Genomic DNA, 24,244 nt, shown 5'->3' on the forward strand with positions numbered 1-24,244 from the left:
CGCCTATCCGGCCGTCCGCTTCTTCTTGCGGACGAAGGTGCTCTTCAGGTTGTCCCACAGTTCGACCTTCACGCCGTTGCGGCGCATGATGATCGACTGCTGGATCACCGAGAGCGTGTTGTTCCACGCCCAGTAGATGACGAGGCCCGAGGCGAAGCGCGCCAGCATGAAGGTGAAGATCAGCGGCATCCAGTCGAAGATCGCCTTCTGGGTCGGGTCCGGCGGGGCCGGGTTCAGCTTCATCTGCGCCCACATGGTGCAGCCCATGATGATCGGCCACACGCCGAGCATCAGGAAGTGGCCGATCACCGGCACGGTCGAGGGATCCCACGGGATCAGGCCGAACAGGTTGAACACCGTCGTCGGATCGGGCGCGGACAGGTCCTTGATCCAGCCGAAGAACGGCGCGTGGCGCATTTCGATGGTGACGAACAGCACCTTGTACAGGGAGAAGAAGACCGGGATCTGGATGACGATGGGCAGGCAGCCCGCCACCGGATTGATCTTCTCCTTCTTGTAGATCTCCATCATCGCCTGCTGGAGCTTGACCTTGTCGTCGCCGTAGCGCTCGCGGAGGCCCTGGATCTCCGGCTGCACCGCCTTCATCTTCGCCATCGAGGCGTAGCTCTTGTTGGCGAGCGGGAAGAAGATCAGCTTCACCAGCACCGTCACGATGAGGATGGCGACGCCGAAATTGCCCACGACGTGGTAGATCCAGTCGATCACCGTGAACATGGGCTTGGTGATGAAGTAGAACCAGCCCCAGTCGATCAGTAGCTCGAAGCGGTCGATGTTGTACTGCTTCTGGTAGCCGTCGACGACGCGCACCACCTTGGCGCCGGCGAACAGGCGCCCGTCGCGCTGCACGTTCTGGCCGGGGTCGATGGTGACCGGCTCGCCGAGGAAGTCGGTCTGGTAGGTCAGGTCGGCGCCGGTCTGGGCGGCGGAGAAGCGCGCCTGCACCTTCTCGTCGGTGCCGGGGATGACGGTCGCGGCCCAGTACTTGTCGGTGATGCCGAGCCAGCCGCCGACCGAGGAGAAGGTCTCGCTCTTCTTCTCCGCGATGTCCTTGTACTTGACCTCGTGCAGCCCGCCCTCGCTGGTCACGCCGATCAGGCCTTCATGCAGGATGTAGTAGCCGAGCGTGTGCGGCGTGCCGTGGCGCGAGACCAGCGCATAGGGATGCAGCGTCACCGCCGCGGTGCCGTTGTTCTCCACCGCGTCGACGACGTGGAACATGTAGTGCTCGTCGATCGAGATGGTGCGGTGGAACACCTGGCCCTCGCCATTGTCCCAGCTCAGCGTCAGCGGGGTGGTGGGCGTCAGCTTCGCGCCGTCGGGAGCGGTCCACACCGTGTCGCTGGCGGGCAGCTTCACGGTGGAGCCGGAACCCGCGACCCAGCCGAACTCGGCGTAGAACGGATCGGGCGCTCCCGTGGGCGACAGCAACACGATGATCGGGCTGTCGGGGTCGACCGTCTCGCGATAGTCCTTCAGCGAGAGGTCGTCGATGCGCCCGCCCTTGAGGTTGACCGAGCCGACCACGGTCGGCGTCTCGATGGGAACGCGCGGGGCGAGGGCCAGCGCCTCGGTGCGGGTCATGGCCTTGGGCGGCGCGGCGGCCGGGGTCGGCGCCGTGGTGCCCGCGGCGCCGGGCGCCTGCGCGCCACCGGCCGTGTCCTGCCCGGTCGCGGCGCCCTGCCCGTCCGCCGCCGGCTGCTGGGCCTGCTGCTGCGCGGTCTGCTGGGCCTGCTGCTGGCGCTGGGCTTCCATCTGCGGGATGCCGGAGAAGAACTGCCAGGCGATCAGCACTGCCATCGACAGGACGATGGCAATGATCATGTTGCGGTTTTCACTGGTCATGGGCAGTTCTCTCCGTCGACGCCGGGATCGGCGGCGGCGCCATGTCTGGCGTCGCGGGCCGTGGCCGGCGCCGGCTTCCTGAGTGAAGGCGGGCGATGCCCCGCTCTATGTCGTTAATGAGATCGGTGAAGGGCGCGGCAAGCGCGGTGCGGCGGGCGACGATCACATAGTCGAAACCCGTCCGCCCGGCACGCGGCAGGACATCGCTCACGGCCGCACGCAGGCGCCGGCGGATGCGATTACGCTCCACGGCGTTGCCCTGCTTCTTGGTAACGGTGAGGCCGATGCGCGGCGGCGTTTCGTCCGCGCGGTCGCGGGCCTGCAACAGCAGGGACCCGGCATTGGCGCGCAGCCCCGCGGCTGCGGCCAGAAAATCCTTGCGCTTGACGAGCCGGTGCATGGGGGCGCCGATCCTCAGGCGGCAGGGCGGCGCGCCCCAGCCATATGGGGCCGAAGACGGACGTCAGGCCGACAGACGCTTGCGGCCATGATTCCGGCGCGCATTGATGATCTTGCGGCCGTTGCGGGTCGCCATGCGCGCACGAAAGCCGTGCCGGCGGGCGCGCACGAGCTTGCTCGGCTGGTAGGTGCGCTTCACGGTGTATTCTCCGCTTGGTGGTCAGGCTTCCGGCTCGGATCTACCCCGTATCCGGCCGGCCGCGGGACATGCCACGGTGCCGAAGCGCAAATAGGGGAACGACCCGACCGCCGGGCAGCCAAGGTTCGCGGCGGCTTATAGGGGCGCGGCCGCCGCAAGTCAATCGCGTCGGGACGCCTTCGCGCCCGGCTGCGGCACGCCACCGCGCCCGACGCTGCGGCAACCCGGAAAGGCCCCGGTTGTCCGCTTGCCTGCGCCGCTTCGGATCGCGCCGGCAGGCGCATATGAACTCGGCGATATCTGTCGCGCGCGTCCGAGCGTACTATATCAGGCGGGCCCGACCCGCGACGAGAGGGAGCCCCACACGGGGAAACCGTCCTTGCCTTGCCGCAATCCTCGGGTCGGATGGCCGAACCGGCCCGCGCGGCGGCGACTCGCGCCGGGCGACCGGCAAGGCACGATCGCGAGGCGCCACGATCACGAGGTGCGATGAACAGGCGCGTGAAAATCGAGGACGAACCTGCCGTGCCGGCCCCGGAAGGGCCGGCGGGGGTCGGGTTCGCGCAGACCCGGGCGGACGCGCCGCCGGACCCGGGCGGCAAGGGTTTTGCGCGCCATCTCGGCCTCTCGGGCAAGCTGCTCGCCTTCACCCTCGCCTTCGTCATGCTGGCCGAGGTGCTCATCATCGTGCCCGCCGTCTCGGCCTTCCGGCTCAACTGGCTGTCCGACCGGCTGGCGGCGGCGCGCACCGCCGCGCTGGTGCTGGACGCGGCGCCCGAGGGGATGATCCCGCCCCAGCTCACGCGCGAGCTTCTGGGCAGCGTCGGCGCCATCACCGTGGCGCTGAAGCGCGACGACACGCGGCGCCTGCTCGCCTCCACCGACATGCCGCCGGAAGTCGACCATCATGCGGACCTGCGCGATGTCGGGGCCTGGCAGGCGGTGTCGGACGCGGTCGACACGCTGCTCGCGCATAATGGCCGCACCATCCGCGTGGTCGGCACGCCCCCGCGCGGCGGTGGCTTCGTCGAAATCGTCATCGACGAGACCCCGCTGCGCAAGGCGATGCTGCGCTTCACCCGCAACGTGCTGCTGATCTCGTTCATCGTCACCGCGCTCACCGGCGCGCTGGTCTATCTCGGCCTCGCCTGGATGTTCGTGCGGCCGATGCGCCGCCTGACCCGGCGCATGGTGGCGTTCCGCGAGAACCCCTCGCTGCCGGGCCCGGAACTGGAGCCGATGGAGCGCATGGACGAGATCGGCCAGGCCGAGCGCGAATTCGTCACCATGCAGCAGCAGATCGCCGACACGCTGCAGCAGAAGACCCACCTTGCCGCGCTCGGGCTCGCCGTGTCGAAGATCAACCACGACCTGCGCAACCTGCTGTCCTCGGTGCAGCTCATCTCCGACCGCCTCGCCGACATCGACGACCCCGCGGTCCAGCGCTTCACCCCGAAGCTGGAAGCGGCGCTCGACCGCGCCATCGCCTATTGCGAGCACACGCTGGCCTACGGCAAGGCGGTGGAGCCGACGCCGCAGCGGCGCATGGTCGCCCTCGCCACGCTGATCGGCGAGGTGCGCGACACGCTCGGCCTCGGCGCCAACGAGGAGGACGGCGTCGGCTGGATCGAATCGATCGAGGACGGGCTCAAGGTCGATGCCGACCCGGACCAGCTCTTCCGCATCCTGCTCAATCTCTGCCGCAACGCCATGGAGGCGCTGTCCGCCCGCGCGCCCAACGACCCCAAGCGCGACCAGATCCGCATCACCGGGCGCCGCGAGGGTGGCACCGTGGTGATCGAGGTGGCCGACACCGGCCCCGGCGTGCCCCAGCGCGCCCGCGCGCACCTGTTCGAGCCGTTCCAGGGCTCGGCCCGGCGCGGCGGCACGGGGCTCGGCCTCGCCATCGCCGCCGAGCTGATGCAGGCGCATGGCGGCGACATCCAGCTCGTGCCCGGCACCATCGGCGCCACCTTCCAGCTCCGCATCCCCGACCGGCCGGTGGACCTCGAGGCCCATCGCGCCCAGCGCTCGCATGGCTGAGCGGAAAGGTTGAGACGATGAGCGGAACCAGGCGCCGCCACGGCACCCGCCGGGCGCGGATCGCCCGCACCACGGCCTTCGCGCTCATCGCCTTCCTCGCCGCTCCTCTCACTCTACCCATGACCGCCGCCAGCGCTGCCGAAGCCGCAAAATCCGCAACGGCGCGTGAGGTGACGGTGGCGGGCGAGCGGATCCTCGTCGACGGCAAACCCTTCGCCGTGCGCGGGGCGACGGGCGACGGGCCGCTCGGCGAACTCGCCGCGCTCGGCGCCACGACGGTGCGCACCTATGGCGGCGATCCCGGCCCGGTGCTCGACGCCGCCGAGGCGGCCGGGCTCAAGGTCATCGTCGGCCTGTGGGTCGGCCAGCCGCGCAAGGGCGCGGACTATGGCGACCCCGCCTTCGTCGCCCGCCAGCTCAACGAGCTCCGCGCCACCGTCCAGCGGTACCGGGACCACCCCGCCCTTCTCATGTGGGGCATCGGCAACGAGGTGGAGGTCGACCTGCCGGCGGGCGGGGATGGCGCCGTCTGGCCGGCGATCGAGCAGGTCGCCGCCATGGTGAAGCGCACCGACCCCGCCCATCCGACGATGGCCGTGCTCGCCGAGACCGGCACCGACAAGGTCGCGCGGCTGCGTGCGCAGGCGCCGAGCATCGACGTGCTCGGCCTCAACTCCTATGGCGACGCGCTCTACACGGCGCCGGCCCGCGCCCGTGACCAGGGCTGGACGGGGCCGATCGTCATCACCGAGCTCGGCGCGCTCGGCCAGTGGCAGGCCGCCACCACGCCCTGGGGTGCGCCCTTCGAGCCGAGCTCGACCCAGAAGGCGATCCAGATCCGCCGCTATCTCAAGGCGCTCGGCGAGCAGAAGGCGGGCACCATCCTGTTCCTGTGGGGCCAGAAGCAGGAGGTGACGCCGAGCTGGCACAGCCTGCGGCTCGCCGGCGGGGAATGGCTCGAAGCCTCCGAAGCGATGGCCGACGCCTGGGGCGGGCAGACGCCGGGCGGCAACCACGCGCCCCGCATCGCCTGGCTGCGCGTCGACGGCGACCCGAGCGCCCCCTTCGCCTCCTGGCCGGCCGACGCGCCGGGAAGCGTGCGGCTGAACGCCGTAGACCCGGATGGCGACCCGCTCACCGCCACCTGGCGCGTGATGGCCGAGAGCACGGCGCGGGGCATCGGCGGCGACGCGGAAGCCGTTCCGCCCGTCTTTCCGCAGGCGATACAGGACGGCGGCCTCGACGGCGCGACCATCACCCCCCTGCCGCCCGGCCACTACCGGATTTTCGTCGAGCTGCGCGACGGCCGCGGCGCGGGCGCGACCGCCAACCTGCCCTTCGAACTGCGCTAGCTGCGCTGCGGGTTCGACCCTCGGAGGTGGTGCGGCCGGGGCCGTGCGGGCGCGTGCCGGTCGGCGTCGCGACGAGCTGTGCACAGGGAGCTGTATCAGGGATGTTGCATTGCTCGGCGAAACGGGGTAGCTGACGGGCCCTCGCCGCACGGCACTCTCCGGCGGCGGGATTTGCCCATACCTCGCGATGGGCAGGGCGCCCGTAGCTCAGCTGGATAGAGCACCAGACTACGAATCTGGGGGTCAGAGGTTCGAATCCTTTCGGGCGCGCCATTCCTGAACGATCGTCTCGCAGACGTTCGCAGGATCTCGATCCTAACCAATCCCCGCCATCGTCACGACCACCACGCGCGGGCGGCAGCGGGAACAGGTGCCGCGCCGGCTCGAGCTGAAGCCTCGCCTAGAGACACCTCGAAGCGACCCTGCTGTAATGGCGCCGGCAGCCCCGGACGTCAGCGTTGCTCGCTGCCCCCAAGGCGGGCTTGAACAGCTCCCCGCTTGGTGCCGCCGCCGGCAACGGTGCGCGCCACCGCGATGATCGGTAAATTCACCGCGCGACGGGTGTCGCCCGGCGCGCCGAGGGACCAGCCTGATCTCCCGGCACCTCCAATAGCGGCGGCGACAATGCTCCGGCTCCGATCACGCCCATGCCGGGGGCACGCAGCCCGCTGCCGGCTCGCCTCCTAACGGAAGCGGGCCGACGCGGATCACTCCAGCGCCGCGAGGAGCGAGTTCTTGCCGTTCAGGATCACGTCGCGCATGGCGAGCGCCGCCGCCTCGCCATCGCCGCGGTTGATGGCGTCGAACACCAGGCGGTGCTGGCGCACGTCGTCCTCGATGCGGTTGTCGGCCTCGTTCAGCGCCTCCTGCTGGATGGAGAAGCTGAGCTGAAGGAAGTCCGCCACCAGATGGGCGAAGGAGGCGAGCAGCGCGTTGTGCGCGGCGGCGAACACCGCCATGTGGAACTCGACATCGGCGCGGGCATAGGCGGACAGGTCGCCCACCGCCGCCTCCATCGCCTCCACGCCCTGGCGCAGGCGCCGCAGGTCGTCCATCGACGCCCGCCCGGCGGCGAAGCGCGCCGCCGAGGGCTCGATCACCTGCCGAAGCTCGATCAGGTCGCGCAGCATGGCGTCGCGCTGCGGACCGGCGGACGGGCCCTCGCCGAAATGCCAGGCCAGCACGTCGCTGTCGAACATGTTCCACAGGTCGCGCGGGCGCACCCGCGTGCCGACCTTCTGGCGCATCTCGATCAGCCCCTTGGCGGCGAGCACCTTGAGCGCCTCGCGCAGCGAGGGGCGGCTGGCGGCGAACTCGGCGATCAGCGCCGGCTCGCGCGGCAGCAGCTCGCCCGGGGCGAAACGGCCGGAGACGATGGCGCGGCCGAGCTCGGTGATGATGCCGCCCTGCACGCCGCTGATGCGATAGCCCGAGCGGCGCGGCGCGCGCGGCTCGCCGGCTCCCTCCGAAGGCTCCGCCGTCTCCGGCTCAGGGCGCCGGCGTGGCGTAGAGGGTCTGTCCACCGACCTTGATCTCCGTATCCACGAGGTAACGCCGGATGGCCGCGAGGTCGATCCCGACGCCGAGGCCGGGCGCCTCGCCCAGCATGATCGCACCATTCGCGTCCGGGCGCAGGTGATTGCTCGTCATCTCGACGCAGAGCGCGCGCGGCGCGGCCGGATATTCGCAGATCCGGTGCGCCTCCAGCCCCGCATAGGGCTGGAGCGACGCGGAAAGCGCGAGATGCGAGGTGAAGGTGTGGTTCACATAGGTGACCCCGCGCGGCGCCGCATAGTCGGCCACGCGCTTGGCCGGGCCGATGCCGCCGATGCGCCCGCAATCGATCTGCACATAGCCGATGCCGCCATAGTCGATGAGGTGCCGCGCCATGTGGAAATTATGCGCCCCCTCGCCGCCGGCGAGCCTTACCTTCGCGCTGCGGGGGCTGAGCGCGCCATAGGCCTCATAGGCGCTGGCGAGGAAGGGCTCCTCCAGCCAGGTCGCCCCGAACCGCTCCAGCGCCGGCAGGCGCAGCGCGGCGCGCTCGACATCCTCTACCCAGATCTGCCCGACATCGACCAGCAGCAGCGCCTCGGGGCCCAGCCCTTCTCGTGCGGCGGCGAGCTGGTCGACGTCGCGCGCCAGCGTGCCGGCGCCGAAATCGGCCCAGCCGAACTTGGCGGCGCGGAAGCCGCGCGCCACCGCATCCCGCGCCCGGGCGAGCGTGTCCTGCGGGGTGGGACCGAACAGCAACGAGGCATAGGGCGTCTTGGGGAAGGCGCGCGCATAGCCGAGGAGCCGCCACACCGGCTCGCCGCGTGCCTTGCCGACGAGGTCCCACAGCGCCATCTCGACGCCCGACCAGGTATGGGCGGCCTGCAACAGGTCCATGCTGTCATGCTCGATCAGCGCGGCGATGCGGGCGATGTCTGCCGGCCCGTCGACCCGTTGCCCGAGCACCGAGGCGCCGACCGGCCGGCAGATGCCGTGCGACATCGGCGCGACGAAGGCGGCGATGGAGGTGAGCGGCGAGGCTTCGCATTCGCCCCAGCCCTCATGCTCCCCGGCACGCACCCGCACCAGCAGTGCATCCTGGCTGCCATCGGCGTCCGTCGTGATCTCCGGCATCGCCAGATAGAAGAAATCGACCGCCTCGATGCGCATCACGCTCGTTCCCGCCGGGCCGCCGCGCGCCGCCCGTTCCATTCGTTCGAACTACAATAAATCATATTTTTCTTCATTCCATGGCCACCACACCTGAAACCATCTGGACAGGATAATTTCAAGAAGTCATATTTTTCGCAAGACAGCGCCGGCGGCAAGCCGGCCGTTCCAGGCAGAGGAGTGAGCAATGCTGAAATCCGTGTTGGCGGCGCTGTTCGTCGCCGTCTTGGGCACCGGCGCCATCGCGCAGGAGTTCCAGTTCGAGGCCCCGCCGCTGTTCGACAATTGCGGCGACCCGTCCCTCGCCAAGGCCAGGGCCGACGGCGTGACGCTGGGCTTCTCGCCCTCGCCGCCCTATTCCTCGCTCGACCCGGCGACCAAGGAGGCCACCGGCCTCGACGTCGAGCTGGTGAAGGCGGCGCTGAAATGGGCCGGCGTCACCAAGTTCAAATATGAGGTGATGCCCTTCGGCCAGCTGATCCCGGCGCTGCTCGCCGACCGCATCGACGTGGTCGCCGCCAACATCCACGTCACGCCGGACCGCCTGAAGGCGGTGTCCTTCACCGGGCCGGCCTGGTGGTACGGCCCGGCGATCGTGGTCGGCAAGGGCAACCCGGCCGGCATCACCTCCTTCGACACGATGAAGGGCAAGAAGGTCGGCGCCATCGCCGGTTCGGCGGCGGACGAGTATCTGCGCAAGATCGGCGTCGCGGTCACCGCCTTCCAGACCGACGCCGAGGAGTTCTCCGCCATCTCCACCGGCCGCGTCGACGCCATCCTCGAGGACGACGTGAAGGTGATCGAGTTCATGAAGGCCAACGCCTCCGCGCCGATCGAGATCGTGCAGAACGTCGCCATCCCCGACGAGCTGATCTTCAAATATGGCTACGGCTATGCGCGCTACGCCCTGCGCAAGGCGGACTGCTCGCTGCGCAGCGCCTTCACCCAGGGCCTCGCCGAGGTGCGCGGCAACGGCCAAGCCTCGGCCATCCTGAAGAAGTACGGCCTGACCAACCGCAACATGTTCTTCTTCCCCCTGTGACGGTCGCCACCGTCCCGGCCGGCGGGCACGCGCGCGCCGGGACCGCGTGCGAAGAGCGGATGACGATCCCGGACACGGCCCCGCGGCCGTTCCGGGATGACGCCGGGACGCAGAACGGTGCCGCGCGCTAGTCTCGCCGCACACCCCCGCAACACCCGGCGAGCCGACCCATGAACCTGCTCGATCTTTCGGTCGTCCACGACTACGGCATGGTCTTCCTGCAGGGCCTCGCCATGACGACCTTCCTCACCGTCGTCGTCATCCTGCTGGCCGGGGTGATCGCCATCCCCATCGCGCTGGCGCGGCTGTCGCCGAAGCGCTGGATCCGCTGGCCGGCGGACTTCTATGTGGAGTTCATCCGCGCCACGCCGCTGATCCTGCAGCTCATCTACATCTATTACGTGCTTCCCAGCGCCGGAATCCGGCTGGAGCCGGTCACCGCCGCCATCATCGGCCTGACGGTCAACTACTCCGCCTTCATGAGCGAGGTGTACCGCTCCGGCATCCAGTCCGTGCCGAGAAGCCAGTACGAGGCGGCGCAGAGCCTCGGGCTGAAGCCGACCGTCACCTTCATCAAGGTGGTGTTCCCGCAGGCGTTCCGCGTCGTCCTGCCAGCGCTCGGCAACTACCTCATCGCGCTGTTCAAGGACACCGCGCTCGCCTCGGTGGTGACGGTACAAGAGCTGATGTTCTCCGGCCAGATCATCGCCGCGCGCAACTACCAGTACTTCACCGTCTACACCGTCACCGCCATCCTCTATTTCGCGGTCGGCTACCCGTCCGCCCTGCTGGTCCGGCGCCTCGAGCGCTGGTCGCAGCGCGGCTGGGCGGCGGCCCCGCAGAAGAATTGAGTCCCGCCATGCCCGATACCTCGCTGCCCAAGGTCACGATCCGCTCCATCGCGGTCGCCCCGCTGTTCGGCGAGAGCCCGAAGGGCGGCTGGTCGGCGGAGATCCGCCCCGAGGATTCGGTGCACGCGCTGATCGCGGTGCATACGAAGGAAGGCATCACCGGCTTCGGCAGCGTGTTCACCGACGGGCGGCTGGTGAAGGCGGCCGTCGACGTGCTGGAGCCGCTCTGGCGCGGGGAGAACGCGCTGGAGCCCGAGCGCGTCACCGAGAAGATGCACCAGAACACGTTCTGGATGGGCCGCGGCGGCGCACTCACCCATGCCATCAGCGGCATCGACATCGCGCTGTGGGACATTCTCGGCAAGGCGCTCGGCCAGCCGGTCGGGCGGCTGCTGGGAGGCACCTATCGCGACCGGGTGAAGCCCTATTGCTCGCTGCTGATGGAGGAGCCCGAGCGGATGGCGGACGTGATCGGCCCGCACCGCGCGCGCGGCTTCAAGGCGTTCAAGATCGGCTGGGGCCCGTTCGGCCGCCGCGACGACCGCAGGTTCGACGAGGCCATCGTACGCGCCGCACGGACGGCGGCGGGCGAGGACGCGCAGCTCTTCGTCGATGCCGGCGCCTCCGACGCGCACTGGCCGCAGGGCCTGAAATGGGCGCTCAACACGGCGCACATGCTGAAGGACTACGATGTCGGCTGGTTCGAGGAGGCGCTGCGCCCCGACGCGCTCGACGACTTCGTCACCCTGCGCCGCGCGAGCCCGGTGCCGATCGCCGGCGGCGAGGTGCTCACCCGCCGGCAGGCCTTTCTGCCCTGGCTCGCCAAGGGCGCGCTCGACATCGTGCAGCCGGACGTCACCAAGGTCGGCGGCATCTCCGAGCAGCGCCGCATCGCCTGGCTCGCCGACGAGTTTGGCGTGACATATGTCGGCCATGGCTGGAACACCGCGCTCGGCCTCGCCGCCGACCTGCAGCTCGCCGCGGCCATGCCGCATTGCGATCTCGTCGAGTTCATCGGCGGCAGCCCCTATCTCGATGGCATCGTCGCCGAGCCCTTCACCGTGGATGCCGAGGGCTATCTGCGCATTCCGGCCCGGCCCGGCCTCGGTATCGCGCTCGATCCCGCCGCCGTCGCCCGCTACACCACCGATGCGGCATCGTTCTTTGCGCCCGGCTGAAGGCGATCGCCCGGAAGAGGAAACGCCATGAACGCCATCGACCTGAAGGGCCGCGTCGCCATCGTCACCGGCGGCGCCCGCGGCATCGGCTACGCCACGGCCGAACGCCTGCTGAAATCCGGCGCCGCGGTCGCGCTGTGGGACATCGACGGCGCGCGGCTCGCCGAGGCCTCCGCCGCGCTTTTCGCGCTGGGCAAGGTCTCGACCCACATCGTCGAGCTGACCGAGGAGGCTTCGGTCAACGAGGCGACCCAGGCGACGCTCGAGGCGCACGGCAAGATCGACATCCTCATCAACAATGCCGGCATCACCGGCGGCAACGGCAAGCTGTGGGAGCTCGACACGGCGAGCTGGCGCCGCGTGGTCGAGGTCAACCTGATCGGACCGTTCCTCACCTGCAAGGCGGTGGTGCCGGAACTGCTGAAGAACGGCTGGGGCCGCATCGTCAACGTCGCCTCGATCGCCGGCAAGGAGGGCAACCCCAACGCCTCGCATTATTCGGCCTCGAAGGCCGGCGTGATCGGGTTGACCAAGTCGCTCGGCAAGGAGCTTGCGAGCTCCGGCATCCTCGTCAACTGCGTCACCCCGGCGGCGGCGAAGACCGAGCTCTTCGACCAGATGAGCCAGGAGCATATCGACTTCATGCTGTCGAAGATCCCGATGGGCCGCTTCCTGCAGCTCGACGAGGTCGCCGCGATGATCGCGTGGCTCTCCTCCGAGGACTGCGGCTTCTCGACCGGAGCGGTGTTCGACATATCGGGCGGGCGCGCCGTGTACTGACGCGTGGTGAGCGGGGCAAACCCGGTGCTTACTCCATGACGGCGACCGGCTGCTCTCCGTTGCCACTGTCCTTCGCCGAAGACGTCGGTGCGGTCTCGCTGGCGCGGACCAGCACATAGGTCAGGACGCCGAAGAACGCTGCGATGAGGGCCGCGATCACGCTGACATCGCCGAAGCCGCCGGCGAAGGCGTTGCGGGCGGCGGCGTGGATCGCCCCGCCATCGGCACCGCCGAGCATGGACACGACGCCGTCCAGGTCGCCCGAAGAGACCCGCTTGGCCGCTTGCCGGAGCAGGCCGGCATCCAGCCGGTGAACGGCCCCGGAGGAGACGAAGCGGGCGGTCACGCCATTCGAGAGCACGGCCCCGAGGCCCGCGACGCCGAACAGCAGGCCGATGAAGCGGGTCGTCGCCGAAATGCCCGAAGCCATGCCCGCGCGCTGCGGCGGCACGGCGCCCTGCATGACCTTCGCCGTCTCGCTGTTGAGCAGGCCGGCGCCGACGCCGGCGACGATCATGCCGATGGCGAAGACGGTGTAGTTCGAGCCGCCCTCGATCAGGAAATAGAGCATGAGATCGCCGAGGACGGTCACGGCGATGCCCAGCGTCAGCAGCGCGCGGCCCGAGTAGCGCGCGGCGAGCCTCGCCCCGAACCGCGGCGCCAGGAACATCGGCAGGGCGAAGGGAAGCATGGCGAGCCCGGCCCGCGCGGGTTCCAGCCCGAAGGCGTTCTGCAACAGCAGCGGCAGGAAGAAGATCAGCACCTGCGCGCCGACCGCATATCCCAGCATGGCGAAGGCCGAGCCGAGAAAGGTCGGCTGCCGGAACAGGCTGAAATCGACCATGGGCCGCGGTTCGCGAATTTCGATCAGGCAGAAGGTGCCGATCAGGATCAGGCCGCCGACGATCCGCAGCACGATCGGCGTGCTGAGCCAGCCGAGGCTGTTGCCGTCGATCGAGGCCCAGATCAGCAGGAACAGCCCCGCGCTGAAGGTGGCGATTCCCGGCCAGTCGAGCTTCTTCGCCTCGTGATCGCGCGATTCTTCGACCACCAGCGCACTGGCGACGAAGAGGATCATGCAGATCGGCGGATTGATGAGGAAGGCCCAGCGCCAGCCGAGATAGTCCGTTATGACGCCGCCGAGGATCGGGCCGCAGGTGATGGCGATGCCGAGACAGGAACCCCAGAAGGCATAGGCCTTCGCCCGCTCGGCCCCGTAGAAGGTGTGGTTGATCACCGCCAGCGACGCCGTCAGCAGCAGGCTGGCTCCGACGCCCTGCACGGCCCGGGACAGGTTGAGGATCAAAGCGGAGGTCGCCAGCCCGCAGGCCGCCGACGCGACGGTGAAGATCACGAGGCCGACGAGCATCGCCAGCTTGCGGCCATGCCGGTCGGCATAGGAGCCCGCGGCCAGCAGCAGCGCCGCGAAGGAGAGGACGTAGGCGCTGACCACCCACTCGATATCCGAGAAGGTCGCCCCGAAGGTTCTGGCGATAGACGGCAACGACACTGCGACGATATTCGAGTCGAGCATGATCAGCGACGACGCGAGACCGACGGAGACGAGGACGAGGCGCTTGCGCTTCTCCTCTGCCTTGCCCGGCGAGAGCGTCGGTTGGGTTGCCATGCTTGCCTCCTGCAATGGCGGACGCCCGCCAGGGGCGGTCCGGCCGGCTCCTCGCGAGGAGCCTATTTTGGCTGGTAACGAAAGACCTCTATGAGAGGCCAAGGCGCATCGGCCCCGTCTCCACCGCGTCGCCTTTGCGAAACGGCCCAATCGACGCGTCGAGCCTGGTTCCGGGATCGGCCAGTTCCCCCAGGGAAGTGAGAATTGCTATTCTATAGCGATCACTATATTTTATTGAGCGGGTCGTCAAACGATTTTCTAGTGACTGCTACATTTGACGGCGGCCGGAGGAGGCAGCGATGGCGCGCCACAGGGAATTCGACATCGACGAGGCGGTCGTCCGGGCGACGGCGCTGTTCTGGGAGAACGGCTACGACCGCACATCGCTGGCCGATCTGACGCGCACCATCGGGTGCAAGCCGCCCAGCTTCTATTTCGCCTTCGGCAGCAAGGATGGCCTTTTCCGGCGGGTCCTGGACTATTACTACGATACCTATCTCGTCGCCGCCGAGGTGGCGCTGGCAGAGCCGACGTCGCGCCGTGTGGCCGAGGGCATGCTGACCCGGCTGGCCGACATCTACACCGACGGCGCCGCCCATCCTCTCGGCTGCCTCGCACTCAAATGCGGGATGTCGGGGGCTCAGGCGGAAGAGGCAGTGCGGACAAGGCAGGCCGAACTGCGCGCGGCGCGACGAGGCCGCCTGCGGGCGCGGTTCGAAGCCGCGATCGCCGCGGGCGACCTTCCGCCCGATGCGGATGCGGAGGAACTGGCCCGCTACGTACTGGTGGTCGGGGCCGGACTCGCCTTTGAGGCGCAATGGGGCGCGACCAATGCCGAGCTTAAAAAGGTCATCGCCCGCGCGATGAAGGCGTGGCCCGCATGATCGCGCCGACATATCCGTTTCGCCGGATCCTTGCGGCGGCTGCCGACCACGACGCGAGTGCGCGCCAGAAGGGTCAATTGGTCGGCTAATTAGATAGGGCAGTGTCAAACGGAGCCGAGGCGGGCTGCCACGGTACGCGATGGGGGATAGGCTGACTCCTCATGGACCGCAGCCGTTAGGCAGACCGCGCGCTCGGCGAGCGACCGAGCCGCCTCGGTAAGGTCCTCAATAGGGCCGCCGGACAACCTCCTCGCGCTTCGTCGATCTCGAAAGGAATGCGCGCTGTCATCGGCCGTTTAAGCTCGGCCGATCGCACGCCCGCGCGACATCCGAGCCGCGATCGGCCGCTGACACCGGAGCGGCGTGAGATGGCGCGTCGACGCGCCGCCATCGGCTCCGGTCACGGCCCAATTGGCACGCTCATTGCATAAGCTCTCATGCGATATCCAATATATTGCATGTCGGGTTTGAGTGAGGGCCAGCAGGTGCATCGACCACTCGCACTTGGAACAGAGATCCGGCCGATCAGCCGAAAGGACGCGGTGCTCGAAACGCTGCGCCGGGCGATCAGCGAGGGCGAACTCGCGCCGGGTCAACGGCTTGACCCCGCCAGCATCGCGCTGCAGCTCCGGTGCAGCCGGATGCCGGTGCGCGACGCCATCAAGGAGCTGGAGGCGGAGGGGCTGGTCGTCTCGTACCCCTCGCGCGGGACCGAGGTGTCGCGGCTCGAGCGTTCCGACATTGAACAGATTTTCGGCATCCGCCTCGCCCTCGAGAAAGTGGCGCTGGAACGCGCGGTCTTTCGCATGGGCGAAGAGGACCACGGCGCGCTGCACGACCTGCTGCTGCGCATGGACGAACCGTCCGACCTGAAAAGCTGGCTGGCCCTCAACGAAGCCTTTCACAGCCACATCGCCCAGGCCTCGGGCTGGCCGCGCCTGGTGACCCAGATCGAGCGCGAGCGGCGCAACATCGACCGCTATGTGCGGGTCCGGGTGCGGGTCGACGGACACGAACAACCCCAGCGCGAGCACTGGGAACTCTACCAGGCCTGCGTCGAACGCGACGCGGCACGTGCCTGCTCGATTCTTGAGCGGCACCTGAACCGAACAGCCCAATTACTAAGTGACGAAGGAGTCTCCCCATGAGCAAACCGGCGCTTATCGCCAAAGCCGTCCCGGAGGCTCCCCGACCTCTGCTGGCCAAGCTCGACCGCGTGAGCATGCAATATGCGAGCGGCACGCTGGCCTTGTCGGAAACGTCACTGGACCTCGCGCAGGGCGAATTCATCGCCATCGTGGGGCCGAGCGGGTGCGGCAAGTCCTCGCTTCTGAAGCTGATATCCGGCCTGCATCCGGCCGCGAGCGGCACGGTCACGGTCGACGGCCAGCCCGTGACCAAGCCGATCGACATCTGCGGCATGGCGTTCCAGAACTCGACGCTGCTGCCCTGGCGCACGACGCTCGACAACGTGCTGCTGCCGCTCGAGATCGTCGCGCCGCATGCGCGCCAGATGCGCCGCAACAGAAGCGAATACGAGGACCGCGCCCGGGCCATCCTGAAGATCGTCGGCCTTGAAGGTTTCGAGCGGAAATATCCGTGGGAACTGTCGGGCGGCATGCAGCAGCGCGCCTCGCTCTGCCGCGCGCTGATCCACGATCCGCGCCTGCTGTTGCTCGACGAGCCGTTCGGCGCGCTGGACGCCTTCACCCGCGAGGACCTCTGGGAAGTGCTGCAGCAATTGTGGCTGGACAAGCGCCCGACGGTCATCCTGGTGACGCATGACCTGCGCGAGGCCGCCTATCTCGCGGACACCATCTATGTGTTCAGCCCGCGCCCCGGGCGCATCGTGGCGCAGACCAGCGTCGACTTTCCGCGTCCGCGCACCATCGACACGACCTATCGCGCCGACTTCGTCGATCTCGTCCACACGCTTCGCACCAAGATCGCGCGGCACTGAGGATCCGTCATGTCCTTTCTGAACCAGAAGGCCCTTCCCTGGGTCATCACCATCGGCTTCTTCGCGGTGTGGGAACTCGCCTGCATCGTCTTCCACATTGACCGCTTCATCCTCCCGCGTCCGAGCGAGATCGCGGTCGAGATGGTCGACAAGTGGAACGCGCTGCTGATCAATTCGCTGCAGACCTTCTACACGACGATGGCGGGCTTCGCGGTCGCGGTGGTCGTCGGGCTGTTCCTCGGCATGCTGGTGGGCGCCTCGCCGACCGTCTATCGCGGCCTCTATCCGATCATGGTCGGCCTGAACTCGATCCCCAAGGTGGCGATCGTCCCGATCCTCGTCATCTGGTTCGGCATCGGCACGATTCCGGCCATCCTGACCGCGTTTTCGATCGCCTTCTTCCCGATCATGGTGAACGTGGCGACCGGCCTCGCCACCATCGAGCCGGAGCTTCAGGACGTGCTGCGCGCGCTCGGCGCCTCCAAGTGGCAGATTCTGCGCAAGGTCGGCCTGCCGCGCGCCATGCCGTTCTTCTTCGCCTCGCTCAAGGTCGCCATCACCCTCGCCTTCATCGGCGCGGTCGTCGCCGAGACCGTCGCCTCCGATGTGGGTATCGGCTACCTCATGATGTCGGCGAGCGCACGCTTCGACGTGCCGCTGGTGTTCGCTGGCCTGCTGGTGATCGCCCTCATGGGCGTCGTCATGTACGAGGCCTTCGCAATGGTCGAGCGCCGCGTGACCTTCTGGGCGACGCGCTCCAGCCAGTCTGCCTCCTGAAAATTCAGTAAAGCAAAGTCGTACCATGTCACTCGTGCTGCCCAAACATAACAGATACGCCTATTCGCCGATCTATGAGCGCCCCGACTATTCGTGGCCGCAGGAGAAGCGGCTGGCTTTCTGCGTCGTCACCAATCTCGAGGTCTATGCCTACCGAAAGGGAACCGGCTGGGATCCGGCCAAGATCGGCGAGCCGCAGAACCAGCGCAACTACGCCTGGCGCGACTATGGCAACCGCGTCGGCGTCTGGCGCCTGTTCGACCTCTTCGACGAACTCAAGCTGCCCGCCGCCCACAACATCAACTCGCTGCTCTATGACGACCACCCGCAGATCTTCGAGCGCATCCGCGCCCGTGGGGACGAACTCGTCGCTCACGGCCGGACCAATGCGGAGCGCCAGGGCGACCTTTGGGAACTCGACGAGGCGCGCCTGATCGACGACGTGACCAGCGCCATCCGCGCCAAGGAAGGCGCCGCCCCCAAGGGGTGGATGGGGCCGGCCGCCTCGGAGAGCAACACGACGCCCGACCTGCTCAAGGAAGCCGGCTACAAATATGTCATGGACTGGCCGGCCGACGATCAGCCCTTCTGGCTGAAGACGCGCTCGGGGCCGCTGCTGTCCGTTCCCTATCCGGCGGAACTCAACGATTCCGCCTCCATCATCCACCGGCGCAACACGGCCGATCAGTTCGCCGACATGATCGTCGCCCAGTTCGACGAAATGATCGAGCAGTGCGAGAGCCAGCCGCTGGTGATGACGATATCGCTGCACGCCTTCGTCATCGGCCAGCCGTTCCGGATGCCGGCGCTGCGGCGGGCCCTGCGTCACTGCGTCGAGCATCCCAGGCGCGACCGCGTCTGGTGGACGACCCCGGGGGCCGTGGCGGACCATTGCTACGCGCTGCCGGCGGGCATCGTTCCCGGCGAAGGCCCGTCCCTGTGAAATCTCCCTCCACTCCATCGAAGAAAAGGACCGCCATGCGCGCTCACGTCACCGCAGCCCTTCTCGCTGGCATCTGCATGCTGTCGCCCGCCTCGGCGCAAACCGTCGAGAAGCCCGATGTGAAGATCTCGTTGGACTGGGCATTCCAGGGCCCGCAGTCCGTCTTCCTCTATGGCGCCGCCCTCGACGAGTTCAAGAAGCGGGGCATCGACGCCACCATCGACCGCGGCAGCGGCTCGGGCGACACCATCACCCGCGTCGCCTCCGGTGCGTACCAGTTCGGCTGGGCCGACATCGCCACCATGGTCAAGTTCAACGCCCAGAACCCCGGCAAGGAACTGGTGGCCGTCTATGTGACGGGCGGCAACTCGCCGCTCGCCGTCGTCACCGTGAAGGGTCGCGGCATCGATACGCCGAAGGATCTCGCCGGCAAGACGCTGACCGCCACCGCCGGCAGCGCCGCGCTGGCGCTGTTCAACATCTTCGCGAAGGACGCCGGCTTCGATCCCAAGTCGGTCACCTGGAAGCAGGTGAGCGGTGCCCTGCGCGAGCCGATGATGGTGCGCGGCGAAGCGGACGCCGCCGCCGGCTTCACCACCTCGAGCGTCATGAGCGTCGTCGAGCTGGGCGTGAAGAAGGACGATGTCGAGGTCTTCAAGTACAACGACTACGGCCTGAAGCAGTACGGGACGGCGCTGCTGGTGCGTCCCGAATTCGCCAAGGAGAACCCGAAGACCGTCGCGGCGGTGGTCGCCGCGGTGAACGCCTCGTTCATGGACGCGATCCGCAATCCCAAGGCATCGGTCGAGGCGATCAAGGCGCGCGACTCGCTCGCCAATCTCGACATCGAATGCGTGCGTCTGGTGGACGGGCTGCGCGATCTCACCCTCACCGACGAGTTCAAGACCAAGGGCATCTCCTCGGTGGACGACGCCCGTATCGCCGCCTCCATCCAGGAGATCAAGGACGCCTACGAGCTGAAGGCGGACATTCCGGCCGACAAGGTGTTCACCGACGCCTACCTCCCGGCGCAGGCGGAGCGCATGCCCCCCGCGCTCGGCAGCTGCGAGTGACGAGAGACACAAATGAGCGATGACATCGGCGCGACGCTTCGCGCCCGAGCCCCCTACACGCCCATCCACAAGCGGCCCCCGCTGCATCTGCCCGGAGATGCACGGGTTGCCGTGTGGACGATCGTCAATGTCGAGAACTGGTCGCCCGCCGGGCCGATGCCGCGCACCGTGCTGCCCCCTCCCATGGGGCAGCCTCTCCTCCCCGACGTGCCGAACTGGGCCTGGCACGAATACGGGATGCGGATCGGCTTCTGGCGGTTCCTCGAAACGCTGTCCTCGCGAGGGCTCAAGGCAAGCTTCGCCGTCAACGGCACCGCTTGCGAGATCTATCGTGAGGCATGCGAGGCCGCGCACGAGGCGGGCTGGGACTTCATGGGGCATGGCTTCATCCAGCGCCCCATGCACCGGGTCGAGGACCAGCGCCAGGCGATCGCCGACACGATCGAGGCGATCCGCAAGATGACCGGGGCGCCGCCGCGCGGCTGGGAAAGCCCCGGCCTCACCGAGACCGACGAGACGCTGGATCTGCTTGCGGAAGCCGGGATCGAATATGTGGCGGACTGGGTGCTCGACGATCAGCCCATTCCGCTGAAGACCCGCACCGGCAACATCGTCTCGGTGCCCTACACGGTCGAGATCAACGACGTGGTGATGAGCGCGGTGCAGCTCCAGCCGTCGGACGAGATTCTGCGGCGCGGACGCGACCAGTTCGATCGCCTCTATCTCGATGGCGAAAAGGCGCCGCGCGTCATGGCGATCACCATCCACCCCTATCTGACGGGGGTGCCGCACCGGATCAAGTATCTGGAAATGCTCTACGACTACATCCTCGGCCACGACAAGGTCGTGATGTGGACGGGCGCGGAGATCCTGGACTGGTACCGCGGCCAGACGGCCTGAACGGCAGAACGGCGATCCCGACCCAGACGGATCGGGATCGCCACCTCCCTAGCATCGAATGACGCCGGCGCCCGCCATCGCTTCCCGCTTCGGCGCCATAGACCCCGCGCGTCCTTCCCCCGACCGATGCCCAGCGGATTGCACCCGTCTGCGAGGAGCGCCGTGGCTCCGGTGGGGTGCCGAAATTCTATGCATCGACTGATTTAATAAGTCGCTTGACTGAATTTATGGAATTGGCACGCTTGGCGGCATTGAGCGATCCATCCCGGCAGGCTCCCGTGACGCCTCCGGCAACGAAGGAGCGGCATCGGTGGGCATCAAACGAGTACTTGCGGGCCTCGCTCTGGCGGCGGCCGTTGTTCCGGCCCTGCTTCAGGCTCCCGCCCTGGCGGACGAGCCGCTGAAGATCCGTATCGGATGGGGCAGCATGCCGGCGCACCTCATCCCCGCGCTCTATCAGGACACGTCGGCGCTCAAGCATTACGGCAAGAGCTACGTCGTCGAGCCGCAGCAGTTCAGCGCCAGCACGCCGCAGATCACGGCGCTCGCCTCCGGCGACATCGACTTCGCCGCCTTCTCCCCGTCCGCCTTCGTGCTCGGCGTGGTCAACGCCAATCTCGACCTGCAGGTCGTGGCCGACATCATCCAGGACGGCAAGCCCGGCCACTATTCGCAGTCGATCTATGTGAAGGCGGATTCGCCGATCAAGACGGTGCAGGACCTGAAGGGCAAGACCGTCGGCGTGAACGGCCTCGGATCCGCCGTCGACAACGCGCTGCGCGCCATGCTCGCCAAGAACGGCATGAACCCGAAGACCGATGTGCGCGTGGTCGAGACCAGCTTCGCCAACATCCTGCCCATGCTGAACGACGGCAAGATCGACGCCGGCCCGATCCAGCAGCCGATGGCGAGCAAGTTGGTCAAGGAAGGCAAGTACCGCCTCCTGTTCAATTCCGCCGATGCCATGGGCCCGACCCAGTTCGTCGCCCTCGTCGGGCGCAAGTCGTTCCTCGACGCCCACCGCGCCCAGCTGATGGACTTCTTCGAGGACCATGTCCGGGCGATCCGGTGGATCATGGACCCGAAGAACCGCGACAAGGCGCTGCCCATCATCGCCAAGGCCTCGGTACGCCCGGTCGAGCAGATGAGCTACCTGTTCACCGACATCGACTATTACCGCGATCCCTGGGGCTTGCCCGACATCGCCGGTCTGCAGCGCGCCATCAACGTCTCCGCGGAGCTCGGCGTGGTGCCGAAGACGATCGAGGTCAGCCCCGACCATGTCGACCTGTCCTTCGTCGAGGAGGCCAAGAAGCGCATCGAGGCGAACCCCTGAGCCGGTCCATGGCCCCGATCCAGCAGCAGATGCCGGTCCTCGACGTCGGCGAGGACCCCTTCGAACGCGGCGAGACGCACGGACGCGTCTTCGCCGCCTCGGTCGCGAGCAATCTCGAGACCTATCTGCGCCGCTTCGAGGCTTCGGGCCTCGACCGCGACGCGGCGCGGGCGGAAGGCGCGCGCTGGCTCGCGGCCATGCAGCGCCAGAACGCGGATTATTGCGCGGAGATGGCGGGCATAGCCAAAGGTTCGGGGCGCAGCGAGGCGGAGATCGCGCTTCTCAACGCCCGCTACGAGCTGGCCTTCACCCTGTTCGGCAAGGACGCGCAGGCCCGCGAGGACCTGCTTTCCGTCGGCCCCGACGGCTGCACCACCTTCGGGCTGCTGCCCGAGGTGACGGAAAACGGCCACACATGGCTCGGCCAGAACTGGGACTGGCTCGAAGGCGTGCACGGCCATTGCCTCGTGCTGCGGGCGACCCGCCGCCACGCGCCGAGCTTCCTGTGCCTGACCGAAGCCGGCATCGCCGGCGGCAAGATGGGCGTCAACGAATGCGGGGTAGGCCTGGTCGAGAACGGCCTCGCCTCCAGCCGCGACGGGGCCAACCCCTTCCAGAAGCCGTTCCACATGCGCTGCCGCGAGGTGCTCGACGCCGAGCGCTTCGACGACGCGCTGCGCCCGATCCTCGACACGAAACGGACCTGCTCGGCGAATTTCGTGGTCGGCCATGCCGACGGCGAGATCATCGACATCGAGACCAGCCCGGACCACGTCACCTATCTCTATCCGGACGGCGGCATCGTCACCCATTCCAATCACTTCGTGGGCACCGGCCACGGCGAATCGCAGATGGAAAAGGTCGGCCCGAGCACCCTTTTCCGCGCCGCCCGGCTGAAGCGCCTGCTGGCGACGAAGGGCGGCAAGCTGGCGCCGGACGACATGCAGGCGGCCGCGCGCGACACGTTCGGCGCTCCCAACGGCATCTGCCGTTCGCCCGACCCCCGCCTGCCGGAAGCCAAGCGGACCATGACCGCCGCCTCGGTGCTGATCGACCTCGGCGCGCGCACCATGCATGTCGCCAACGGGCCGCCGACCGATTTCGCCTACCACCCGGTCCCGCTCGATCCCCGGGGCTGAGCGTGGTCCTTTTCTTTCCGACACTGAAAGCTTGCTAAGGAGACGCATGGCGACCCGCTCCATCCGCATCGTCATGGACGGCGTGACCGGCCGGCTCGGACAGAACCAGCACCTCGCGCGCTCGGTCATGTCGATCGCCCGCGACGGGGGATTGCCGCTGGCGAATGGCGACCGGCTGGTGCCCGAGCCGATCCTGCTCGGCCGCAACCCGGACAAGCTGGCCGCGCTAGCCCTCGCCCATGGCGGCCTCGAATGGACGACGGACGCGGCCCGTGTCCTCGCGGACCCGTCGGTGGCGATCTATTTCGACGTGGCGGCGACCGCCGGCCGCGTCGAACGCGCCCGGCGCGCCATCGCGGCGGGAAAGCACATCTATCTGGAGAAGCCGATCGCGGGCGATCTCGCTTCCGCGGTCGGACTGGCCTCCGCCGCCTCCAAAGTCGGCGTGAAGAACGGCGTGGTGCAGGACAAGCTGTTCCTGCCGGGCCTCGCCAAGCTGGCGCTGCTCCGCGACGCCGGGTTCTTCGGGAAGATCCTTTCAGCCCGGCTCGATTTCGGCTGGTGGGTGTTCGACGGCACGCTGCGCCCGGCCCAGCGCGCGAGCTGGAACTACCGCAAGGCGGCGGGCGGCGGGCTGGTCCTCGATATGTTCCCGCACTGGCGGTACATCATCGACCACCTCGTCGGGCCGATCCGCGCGGTGAGCTGCCGCTGCGCCACGCGCGTGCCGCGCCGCATCGACGAGAACGGGCAATCCTACGAGGTCGATGTCGAGGACGAGGCGGCCGCCACCTTCGAGCTCGAGGGCGGCGTGCTGGTGCAGGTCGGCAGCTCCTGGGCCACCCGCGTGAAGCGCGACGACCTGTTCCAGCTCCAGATCGACGGCACGGGAGGGTCGGCCGTCGCCGGCCTGCACGACTGCCGCATCCAGCCGGCCGCCGCGACCCCGAAGGCCCTGTGGGACGTCGACGTGCCGCCGCGCACCGATTTCGACGCCGAATGGCTGGACGTCCCCGATGTCGGCCCGCATGTGAACAGCTACCGCCGGGGGTGGGAACTCTTCCTGCGCCATGTCATGGAGGGAACGCCCTTTCCCTCGCCGCTGATCGAGGGCGCCAAGGGCGTGCAACTGGCCGAGGGCTGCTACCGCAGCGACGCCGAACGGCGCTGGATCGAACTGCCGCCCCTCGACACCGAAGACGTCACCTCCTTTTCCAGATTAGTGCAGGCGTGA

At 68.1% G+C, this 24,244-nt stretch carries 22 protein-coding genes and 1 tRNA gene; 17 read left to right on the top strand and 6 right to left on the bottom strand.

Annotated elements, in window-relative coordinates; all coding sequences use genetic code 11:
• Positions 1 to 3 precede the first annotated feature (3 nt).
• The 3 genes from yidC to rpmH all read right to left on the bottom strand — a co-directional run bounded on the left by yidC (position 4) and on the right by rpmH (position 2,461).
• Complete coding sequence (gene yidC / locus NVS83_RS06860) at positions 4 to 1,863, bottom strand: membrane protein insertase YidC (protein ID WP_258738670.1); 1,860 nt, start codon at positions 1,861 to 1,863, stop codon at positions 4 to 6.
• On the bottom strand, positions 1,853 to 2,263 hold the full coding sequence (gene rnpA, locus NVS83_RS06865) for a ribonuclease P protein component (protein ID WP_258738671.1): 411 nt from the start codon (positions 2,261 to 2,263) through the stop codon (positions 1,853 to 1,855). The genes yidC and rnpA overlap by 11 nt, the downstream gene beginning before the upstream one ends.
• A 63-nt stretch (positions 2,264 to 2,326) precedes the next feature.
• Complete coding sequence (gene rpmH, locus NVS83_RS06870) at positions 2,327 to 2,461, bottom strand: 50S ribosomal protein L34 (protein WP_258731760.1); 135 nt, start codon at positions 2,459 to 2,461, stop codon at positions 2,327 to 2,329.
• Positions 2,462 to 2,950: 489 nt separating this feature from the next.
• Here rpmH and NVS83_RS06875 point away from each other — a divergent pair, with 489 nt between their 5' ends.
• The 3 genes from NVS83_RS06875 (at position 2,951) to NVS83_RS06885 (ending at position 6,129) form a co-directional block, all read left to right on the top strand.
• On the top strand, positions 2,951 to 4,504 hold the full coding sequence (locus NVS83_RS06875) for an ATP-binding protein (RefSeq protein ID WP_374115022.1): 1,554 nt from the start codon (positions 2,951 to 2,953) through the stop codon (positions 4,502 to 4,504).
• A 17-nt stretch (positions 4,505 to 4,521) separates the two neighbouring features.
• Positions 4,522 to 5,856 (top strand): glycoside hydrolase family 2 TIM barrel-domain containing protein, encoded by a 1,335-nt coding sequence (locus NVS83_RS06880; RefSeq protein WP_258738672.1) that lies wholly within the window; start codon positions 4,522 to 4,524, stop codon positions 5,854 to 5,856.
• A 196-nt stretch (positions 5,857 to 6,052) separates the two neighbouring features.
• A tRNA-Arg gene (locus NVS83_RS06885) sits at positions 6,053 to 6,129 on the top strand.
• Positions 6,130 to 6,563: 434 nt separating this feature from the next.
• Here NVS83_RS06885 and NVS83_RS06890 read toward each other — a convergent pair.
• Entirely contained in the window at positions 6,564 to 7,379 is an 816-nt protein-coding gene (locus NVS83_RS06890; RefSeq protein WP_258738673.1) for a FadR/GntR family transcriptional regulator, read from the bottom strand.
• Positions 7,345 to 8,520, bottom strand: coding sequence for a mandelate racemase/muconate lactonizing enzyme family protein (locus NVS83_RS06895; protein ID WP_258739116.1), 1,176 nt, complete (start codon positions 8,518 to 8,520; stop codon positions 7,345 to 7,347). Before NVS83_RS06895 ends, NVS83_RS06890 begins: the two co-directional genes overlap by 35 nt.
• Positions 8,521 to 8,707: 187 nt before the next feature.
• Here NVS83_RS06895 and NVS83_RS06900 point away from each other — a divergent pair, with 187 nt between their 5' ends.
• From NVS83_RS06900 to NVS83_RS06915, 4 genes are all read left to right on the top strand, one after another.
• Complete coding sequence (locus NVS83_RS06900; RefSeq protein WP_258738674.1) at positions 8,708 to 9,562, top strand: substrate-binding periplasmic protein; 855 nt, start codon at positions 8,708 to 8,710, stop codon at positions 9,560 to 9,562.
• A gap of 170 nt (positions 9,563 to 9,732) precedes the next feature.
• Positions 9,733 to 10,413 (top strand): amino acid ABC transporter permease, encoded by a 681-nt coding sequence (locus tag NVS83_RS06905; RefSeq protein WP_258738675.1) that lies wholly within the window; start codon positions 9,733 to 9,735, stop codon positions 10,411 to 10,413.
• 8 nt (positions 10,414 to 10,421) lie between these two features.
• Positions 10,422 to 11,591, top strand: coding sequence for a mandelate racemase/muconate lactonizing enzyme family protein (locus NVS83_RS06910; RefSeq protein WP_258738676.1), 1,170 nt, complete (start codon positions 10,422 to 10,424; stop codon positions 11,589 to 11,591).
• Between the two features lie 27 nt (positions 11,592 to 11,618).
• The gene (locus NVS83_RS06915) at positions 11,619 to 12,371 is read left to right on the top strand and encodes an SDR family NAD(P)-dependent oxidoreductase (RefSeq protein ID WP_258738677.1); all 753 of its coding nucleotides are present in this window, start codon (positions 11,619 to 11,621) and stop codon (positions 12,369 to 12,371) included.
• Between the two features lie 28 nt (positions 12,372 to 12,399).
• Here the strand turns inward: NVS83_RS06915 and NVS83_RS06920 are convergent, their stop codons facing one another.
• Complete coding sequence (locus NVS83_RS06920; RefSeq protein ID WP_258738678.1) at positions 12,400 to 13,998, bottom strand: MFS transporter; 1,599 nt, start codon at positions 13,996 to 13,998, stop codon at positions 12,400 to 12,402.
• A gap of 299 nt (positions 13,999 to 14,297) precedes the next feature.
• Between NVS83_RS06920 and NVS83_RS06925 the strand changes: the two genes are divergently transcribed.
• The 10 genes from NVS83_RS06925 (at position 14,298) to NVS83_RS06970 (ending at position 24,244) form a co-directional block, all read left to right on the top strand.
• Positions 14,298 to 14,882 (top strand): TetR/AcrR family transcriptional regulator, encoded by a 585-nt coding sequence (locus NVS83_RS06925; protein ID WP_258738679.1) that lies wholly within the window; start codon positions 14,298 to 14,300, stop codon positions 14,880 to 14,882.
• A 542-nt stretch (positions 14,883 to 15,424) separates the two neighbouring features.
• Positions 15,425 to 16,030 carry a GntR family transcriptional regulator gene (locus NVS83_RS06930; protein ID WP_258738680.1) on the top strand — a complete coding sequence of 202 codons (606 nt, stop codon included), beginning with the start codon at positions 15,425 to 15,427 and terminating at the stop codon, positions 16,028 to 16,030.
• Positions 16,027 to 16,842 carry an ABC transporter ATP-binding protein gene (locus tag NVS83_RS06935; protein WP_374115023.1) on the top strand — a complete coding sequence of 272 codons (816 nt, stop codon included), beginning with the start codon at positions 16,027 to 16,029 and terminating at the stop codon, positions 16,840 to 16,842. Before NVS83_RS06930 ends, NVS83_RS06935 begins: the two co-directional genes overlap by 4 nt.
• Before the next feature lie 9 nt (positions 16,843 to 16,851).
• Positions 16,852 to 17,619, top strand: a complete 768-nt coding sequence (locus NVS83_RS06940) for an ABC transporter permease (RefSeq protein ID WP_258731778.1) — start codon at positions 16,852 to 16,854, stop codon at positions 17,617 to 17,619.
• A gap of 25 nt (positions 17,620 to 17,644) precedes the next feature.
• A complete protein-coding gene (locus NVS83_RS06945; protein ID WP_258731779.1) occupies positions 17,645 to 18,562 on the top strand; it encodes a polysaccharide deacetylase family protein in 918 nt (305 codons plus the stop codon).
• A gap of 35 nt (positions 18,563 to 18,597) precedes the next feature.
• Entirely contained in the window at positions 18,598 to 19,635 is a 1,038-nt protein-coding gene (locus NVS83_RS06950) for an ABC transporter substrate-binding protein (RefSeq protein ID WP_258731780.1), read from the top strand.
• Positions 19,636 to 19,647: 12 nt separating this feature from the next.
• The gene (locus NVS83_RS06955) at positions 19,648 to 20,535 is read left to right on the top strand and encodes a polysaccharide deacetylase family protein (RefSeq protein ID WP_258738681.1); all 888 of its coding nucleotides are present in this window, start codon (positions 19,648 to 19,650) and stop codon (positions 20,533 to 20,535) included.
• Positions 20,536 to 20,845: 310 nt separating this feature from the next.
• The gene (locus NVS83_RS06960) at positions 20,846 to 21,871 is read left to right on the top strand and encodes an ABC transporter substrate-binding protein (RefSeq protein WP_258731782.1); all 1,026 of its coding nucleotides are present in this window, start codon (positions 20,846 to 20,848) and stop codon (positions 21,869 to 21,871) included.
• A gap of 8 nt (positions 21,872 to 21,879) precedes the next feature.
• Positions 21,880 to 23,010: a C45 family autoproteolytic acyltransferase/hydrolase gene (locus NVS83_RS06965; protein WP_258738682.1), complete on the top strand. Its 1,131-nt coding sequence runs from the start codon at positions 21,880 to 21,882 to the stop codon at positions 23,008 to 23,010.
• 46 nt (positions 23,011 to 23,056) lie between these two features.
• Complete coding sequence (locus NVS83_RS06970) at positions 23,057 to 24,244, top strand: Gfo/Idh/MocA family protein (RefSeq protein ID WP_258738683.1); 1,188 nt, start codon at positions 23,057 to 23,059, stop codon at positions 24,242 to 24,244.

The organism is Ancylobacter mangrovi, assembly GCF_024752335.1.
GTDB lineage: Bacteria > Pseudomonadota > Alphaproteobacteria > Rhizobiales > Xanthobacteraceae > Ancylobacter > Ancylobacter mangrovi.